This is a genomic window from Sphingopyxis sp., from assembly GCF_041916015.1.
GTDB lineage: Bacteria > Pseudomonadota > Alphaproteobacteria > Sphingomonadales > Sphingomonadaceae > Sphingopyxis.
The window spans coordinates 39,180-45,439 of the sequence record NZ_JAYSAH010000108.1 but is presented as its reverse complement, the minus strand read 5'-3'; the positions used below and the strand labels follow the sequence as shown (position 1 = coordinate 45,439).

Below are 6,260 nucleotides of genomic sequence, written 5' to 3'. Positions count from 1 at the left end.
CGGCCATGGCTCTTTGGAAAATAGGGCTGGAGACGCGCCATCTGCTCGTCCGTCAGCCAGAATAAATCGCTCAAATTCAGGCTCCTTCGTGGTCGCCTGAATCATAATCGCTACCGCAAATCAATGGGTCCTGACCCTAAAGACGCCAAGCAGCACCCCGCCAGTCGTCAGCAGAAATGACACCAGATCCAGTCGACCGATCGCCTGTGCAGCTGCAATACTATCAAACGTCCGCGCATTCCGGAGGCAGACCGGAGCGCCTTCCAGGATAACGCCGAGGTTGGATTTAAACGCCAGGACGGCGTATATTATAACGGCGCTCAATAACACCGACGAAGCGAGCGCAAGTATGGCGATGGTTCGCCAGATTTCTACCGTCCACGGCTTCAATGCGCTCTCCCAATCCGCAAGCTATTCATAATCATAACGAATAGCGATAAGTCAACTTGCCGATCGAAGATCGCCGTCCGTTATGGACGATGTTCACCACCGTCGCGCGATCATCTAAACCACCCGCACCCCCGGCGCCTTCCCCTTCCTCCGCCCTTCCAGCAACGCCGCCAGCGCCCAGACGCAAGCATCCGCCCGATCCGGCGAGCGCCCCGGCCCCGCATAGCCGCCACCCACCTGCAACCCGCAAAGCTGGTCTTCCAACTCCGCGAACATCCCCGCATGTACGACCTGCCCGCGCTCATAGGCGGTCGCGACCGGCTCCGCCCGCCGCGCCTTGCCGACGCTCGCATGCACGGGCACCACCGGCAGCGTGCAATCGGCCTGGCGCAGCGTGCCCTCGACCATCTCGCCCCCCATATTGCTCTCGGCGACGATCCGGTCGGCGCCCCAGCGCGCCGCCGCCGCCGCGACCGCCTGTGCCCACGCCGCGGGCGGTGGCGTCTCGACGCTGGCATCCTCGACCACCGCGAGCCGCCCGTCGCGCAGCAGCGCCGCGACGACGATCCCGCAGGCATCGCCATTGCTCGTCGCCGGCGGATCGACGCCGATGATCACGCGTACCGGCTTGCCGATGCTGTCGGCATCGACCCGGCACCGCTCGACCAAAGCGCGCGTCCACAGTGCCCCCTCGACATCCTCGAGCAATTCGCCGTCGAGTTCCTGCCGCCCCAGCCGCGTCCCGCCATAGCTTTCGAGCATCGCGCAGACGAAATCGTCCGGCAGCCAGGGATTGTCCCGCGTCCTGCCGAGCGTCTCCACCTTTCCCGGCGCCGCCATCACCTTGCGCATCACCGCATTGACGCGCGGAGTCGTCGTCACCACCGCGCGCGGCCGCTCGCCGAGCCGCAGCCCCATCATCAGATTGTCCCACGCCGCCTCGCCGCGGCGCCATTTCGCCAGCTCGTCGCACCAGGCGAAATGATGCTCGGGGCCGCGAAGCTCCTCACCCGCTTCCGCCGAATAGAGCGTCGCCACCGCCCCGCTCGAAAAGACCAGCTCGCGCCGCCCGTTCGTCCAGCGCGGTTCTTCCCCGCGCCGCGCGACCGCGAGCAATCCGCTCGGCCCTTCGATCATCACGCGCACGCCGTCGGCGTGCGTCGCCGCGACGAGGGCGATCAGCGTGGCGGGCCGGTCGCGCGCGATCTGGCTCACCCATTCCGATCCGGCGCGCGTCTTGCCGAACCCGCGTCCCGCGCGGATCAGCCAGATGCGCCAGTCGCCCGGCGGCTCGCGCTGCCCGTCATGTTCGAACCCGTACCAGCGCGTCGCCAGCTCGGCCTTCTGCGCATCGGTCAGGTCGCGCAGCACGCGCCGCAGCTCTCCGGATGTCAGGCGGCGCAACCGCGCCAGCACGCCGTCCGACCGTCTTTGCCTTGTCGCCGGATCGGTGGCGGCCAGTTCGGCATCGCTTATGCGCATGGGGGTTCGGGCGCATCGGGGGCTGCATCGCTCCCGCGCGGCGGCGCATTGGCCGCGCGCTGCCGCTCGACCATGCGGATGCGCTTGATCAGCGCGGCATCGGTTTCCTCCTGCGTCGCGACATGGCGCGCCTGCGCCTTGCGGGTGCGCGCCTGTCCTTGCCGGATGCTCTCGCGATGAAAGGTCAGGATACGGATCGCCTGATCGACGGTCATCTTTTCGACCGGCTCGCTGCGCTCGTCGAGCGCTTCGACCGGAAACTCGCCGGCCGTCTCCCCCACCGCCTCCAGCGCGCGGCGCACCAGCGCGGTTTCCAGCCGCTCATAACCGATTTCCAGCGCCGCCTGCCATTGCGCCGCGAAATCCGGTTCGCGCTTGCGCAGGCGATAGGCGCCGCTCTGCCCCATCCCGGCCAGCGCCGCCGCGCGCACGATGTTGCAGCTCGCCGCCAGTTCAACCAGAAACGTCTCGCGCTTCGCCTTGGTCCAACCGCCCGGCTTACCGGCCTTGGCCTGCACCGGCCGATTATGCTGCGGTACAATCTCGTCCTCGCGTTCGTCGCCCATATCCGCCTCGCCCCAAAAGCAAAACGGGCCGCAACGCCTTCCCGCATCGGAAGGGCGCCGGCCCGACTCGCAATTCTTCATGATGCGATACTTGTGCCATAACAGCGTGACGATGTCAATATAAAATAACCTATCTGGTGAATTTCATTCGACTGCGCGCAGACGATCCTTTCAAGTCCCGGCCAATCGCTCTAGGTTCGCCGTTTCCCCAACCACCGGAAAGCCCTCCATGACCCCGCGCCTCGCCGTTACCGCCGCCCTTCTCTTCGCCGCTCCCGCCGCGGCGCAGGACATCAGCGCCGCCAACATCACCGAAACCGTCCGCACCCTCGCATCGGACCAGTTTCAGGGCCGCGCGCCCGGCACGGTGGGCGAGGAGCGCACGATCGGCTATCTGATCGGCCGGCTGCAGGCGCTGGGGCTCGAACCCGCGGGCACGGGCGGCGGCTGGACCCAGCCGGTGCCGCTCCTCCACACCGCGCTCGGCGCCCCGGCGAAGCTCGCGTTCGGCGGCAAGGGCGCCACGCCGCTGGTGCAGGGCACCGACATCTATGTCTCGACGCTCCAGCCGAACGACGTCGCGGCGGTCGCGGGGGCGCCGCTCGTCTTCGTCGGCTATGGCGTCACCGCGCCCGAGCGCGGCTGGGACGATTTCAAGGGCGTCGATCTCAAGGGCAAGGTCGCGGTTTTCCTGATCAACGACCCCGATTTCGTCGCCGCGAAGGGCGAGGATGCGTTCGGCAAGTTCGGCGGCAGGACGATGACCTATTACGGCCGCTGGACCTACAAGTTCGAGGAGGCGGCGCGGCGCGGCGCGGTCGCCGCGCTGATCGTCCACGATGCCGACGGGGTCGGCTATGGCTGGAACGTCGTCAAGAGCGGCGGCGGCGAGAATTACGGCCTCGTCGTCCCGCCCGACAAAATGACCAGCCTCGCGCTGCAGGGCTGGATCTCGGGCGAGACCGCGACCAGGCTCTTCGCCGCCGCCGGGCAGGATCTCGCGAAGCTCCGCGTCGCCGCGCGCCGCAAGGACTTCCGTCCCGTCGACCTCGCCACGACCTTCGACGCCGACATTCCGGTGCAGCATGCGGTCGTGCAAAGCCAGAATGTCCTCGCCAGAATCCCCGGCACCAAACGCCCCGGCGAGGTCGTCATGTACGGCGCGCACTGGGACGCCTATGGCGCGGGCAAGCCCGACGAACAGGGCCGCATCTACCGCGCCGGCGCCAACGACGATGCGCTCGGCGTCGCCGGGCTGTTCGAGATCGCGCGTGTCTTCAAGGCCGCGCCGCCGCCCGACCGCACCCTCCTCTTCGCCTTCTGGACCGCCGAGGAACGCGGCCTGCTCGGGTCGGAGGCTTATGCGCAGAACCCGCTCTATCCGGTCGAAAAGACCGTCGCCAACCTCGGCCTCGACGTCCTGCAGACCGCCGGCAAGGCAAAGGACGTCATCCTCGTCGGCAAGGGTCAGGGCAGCCTCGAGGACGATCTCGCGCGCCTCGCCGCCGCGCAGGGCCGCACGGTCAGCGCCGAAAGCCTCCCCGAACGCGGCCTCTTCTACCGCGCCGACCATTTCAGTATGGCGAAGCGCGGTGTTCCGGTCCTCCTGATGATGGGCATCGCCGGTGCCTCCGACCTCGTGAACGGCGGCAAGGCGGCGGGCCAGCAGTGGGTCGATGACTATACCGGCAAATGCTATCATCAGGCGTGCGACGCATGGGACGCGAACTGGAACCTCGACGGCGCGGTTCAGGATGTTCAGATTTTTTACCAGATCGGCGACGACCTCGCCCGCTCGGCAAAATGGCCGCAATGGAAAACCGACAGCGAATTCAAGGCCATCCGCGACAAGAGCGCGGCGACGCGGAAATGAGCGGGAGGAGCCACGTCTGCTCCCGCCCTTGATGCCATTTTTTCCGGCATAGACCAGAAAGAGGCCGGGACATCGTTGCCCCGTCCTTCTTGGGCCAGCGACTGCCGCCCCGCGCTTACCAGCCCGACGGATGCCCCTTGTTCTGCTCGTCGAGCCATTTTTTCAGCGGCGCGAAATAGTCGGCCATCGCCTTGCCCGACATTTCACGGCTGCCGGTGAAGGCCTGCAGCGCGTCGGGCCACGGCTTCGACGCACCCATTTCAAGCATCGCGTTCAGCTTCGCGCCGACCGCCTTGTTGCCATAGAAGGAGCAGCGGTGGAGGGGCCCCTTCCACCCCGCCTGCTTGCATGCCGCCTGATAGAATTGGAACTGCAACACGCGCGCGAGGAAATAGCGGGTGTAGGGGGTGTTGCCCGGAATATGATATTTGGCGCCCGCATCGAACGCATTCGCCGGCCGCTCGCCCGGCGGTACGATACCCTGATATTCCTTTCGGAGGTCGGTCCACGCCTTGTTATAATCGGCGGGCTTGATCGATCCGTCGAAGACGCCCCAGCGCCAGCGATCGACCAGCAGGCCGAACGGCAGGAAGGCGACCTTGTCCATCGCCTGCCGCAACAGCAGACCGATGTCCTTGTCGGCGCTCGGCACCTTCGATTTGTCGAGCAGGCCGATGTCGACGAGATATTGCGGGGTGATCGACAGCGCGACGAAATCGCCGATCGCCTCGTGGAAGCCGTCGTTCGCGCCGTTCAGATACAGCAGCGGCTGCTTGTTATAGGCGCGCTGGTAGTAATTATGGCCGAGTTCGTGGTGAATCGTGACGAAATCGTCGGCGTTCACCTTGATGCACATCTTGATGCGGATATCATCCTTGTTATCGATATCCCATGCCGACGCATGGCAGACGACCTCGCGGTCGGCGGGCTTCAGGAACTGGCTGCGCTTCCAGAAAGTTTCGGGTAGCGGCGCGAAGCCGAGCGAGGAATAGAAATTCTCACCCGCCTTGACCATGTCCAGCGGTTTCTTGCCCTTTTCGGTGAGCAGGTCGCCAATGTCGTAGCCGAGGTCGCCGGCGCCCGGCGGCGCCACGAGCGGGTAGATATTGCCCCATTCCTGCGCCCACATATTGCCGAGCAGGTCGGCGCGGATCGGGCCGGTCTTGGGCTGCACCGCGTCGCCATATTTCTCGTTGAGCTTCCAGCGGACATAGGTGTGGAGCGCGACATAGAGCGGCTTCATGTCCTGCCAGATCTTCTCGGTGAGCTTCGCGAATTCCTCGGGCGGCATGTCGTAGCCCGACCGCCACATCGCGCCGGTGTCGGCGAAGCCGAGCTCCTTCGCACCCTCGTTCGCGATGCCGACCATCTTGGCATAATCGTCCTTCATCGGCGCGCCGACATTATCGTGCCAGCTCGTCCACATCTCGGCATATTCGGCGGGCGTATGCTTCAGATTGCCCATCTCGGCTTCGATGTCGGAGCCCGAAATTTCCTTGCCATCGAGCGTGCCGCGGCCCTTGCCGTACTGCGATTGCAGATCGGTCGCGATCGTGTTGAGCTCGGTCGCAGCACCGGGCGTGGTCGGCGCCGGCAGCACGATGCCGGTGCGCAGGATGTCGAGCTTGCGCTTCGTATCGGCGCTGAGGCCCGCAACGTTCATATATTTGGCGGCTTCGAGCGCATATTTGACCGACTTTTCGGTGCCGACCGCGTTGATCCGCGCCGCCATGGCGTCGGTGTCGTCGGTGATATAGGTGGCGTTGACCCAGTTCACCTGGCTGCTTTCGACCGTATAGTCGAACAGGTCCTTCTCGACCGATGCGATAAAGGCATCGGCGTCGGCTGCCGTGAGCGCCGTTTGCGCAATGGCGGGGGTCGCCACCGCAAGCGACAAGGCGAGCGACAGCGTTGAAATCATGGCTTTCATGGGGTGCGATCCTCTTGGA

The 6,260-nt window shown here is 65.6% G+C and carries 4 protein-coding genes; 1 reads left to right on the top strand and 3 read right to left on the bottom strand.

Translation table 11 applies throughout. From position 1 onward, the window contains the following. Window positions 1-504 precede the first annotated feature (504 nt). On the bottom strand, window positions 505-1,872 hold the full coding sequence (locus ACE3SL_RS15555; protein ID WP_374526632.1) for a DNA-packaging protein: 1,368 nt from the start codon (window positions 1,870-1,872) through the stop codon (window positions 505-507). Continuing rightward, window positions 1,863-2,438 carry a hypothetical protein gene (locus ACE3SL_RS15550; protein WP_374526631.1) on the bottom strand — a complete coding sequence of 192 codons (576 nt, stop codon included), beginning with the start codon at window positions 2,436-2,438 and terminating at the stop codon, window positions 1,863-1,865. Before ACE3SL_RS15550 ends, ACE3SL_RS15555 begins: the two co-directional genes overlap by 10 nt. Window positions 2,439-2,667: 229 nt before the next feature. Between ACE3SL_RS15550 and ACE3SL_RS15545 the strand changes: the two genes are divergently transcribed. Then, window positions 2,668-4,311: a M20/M25/M40 family metallo-hydrolase gene (locus ACE3SL_RS15545; protein WP_374526630.1), complete on the top strand. Its 1,644-nt coding sequence runs from the start codon at window positions 2,668-2,670 to the stop codon at window positions 4,309-4,311. 115 nt (window positions 4,312-4,426) lie between these two features. Here ACE3SL_RS15545 and ACE3SL_RS15540 read toward each other — a convergent pair whose 3' ends face one another. After that, the gene (locus ACE3SL_RS15540; RefSeq protein WP_374526629.1) at window positions 4,427-6,241 is read right to left on the bottom strand and encodes a M2 family metallopeptidase; all 1,815 of its coding nucleotides are present in this window, start codon (window positions 6,239-6,241) and stop codon (window positions 4,427-4,429) included. Between the last annotated feature and the right edge of the window lie 19 nt (window positions 6,242-6,260).

Bases quoted from the DNA above. Each gene is read 5' to 3' on its own strand.
- ACE3SL_RS15555 (WP_374526632.1), bottom strand. From the start codon at position 1,872: ATGCGCATAAGCGATGCCGAACTGGCCGCCACCGATCCGGCGACAAGG.
- ACE3SL_RS15545 (WP_374526630.1), top strand. From the start codon at position 2,668: ATGACCCCGCGCCTCGCCGTTACCGCCGCCCTTCTCTTCGCCGCTCCC.
- ACE3SL_RS15550 (WP_374526631.1), bottom strand. From the start codon at position 2,438: ATGGGCGACGAACGCGAGGACGAGATTGTACCGCAGCATAATCGGCCG.
- ACE3SL_RS15540 (WP_374526629.1), bottom strand. From the start codon at position 6,241: ATGAAAGCCATGATTTCAACGCTGTCGCTCGCCTTGTCGCTTGCGGTG.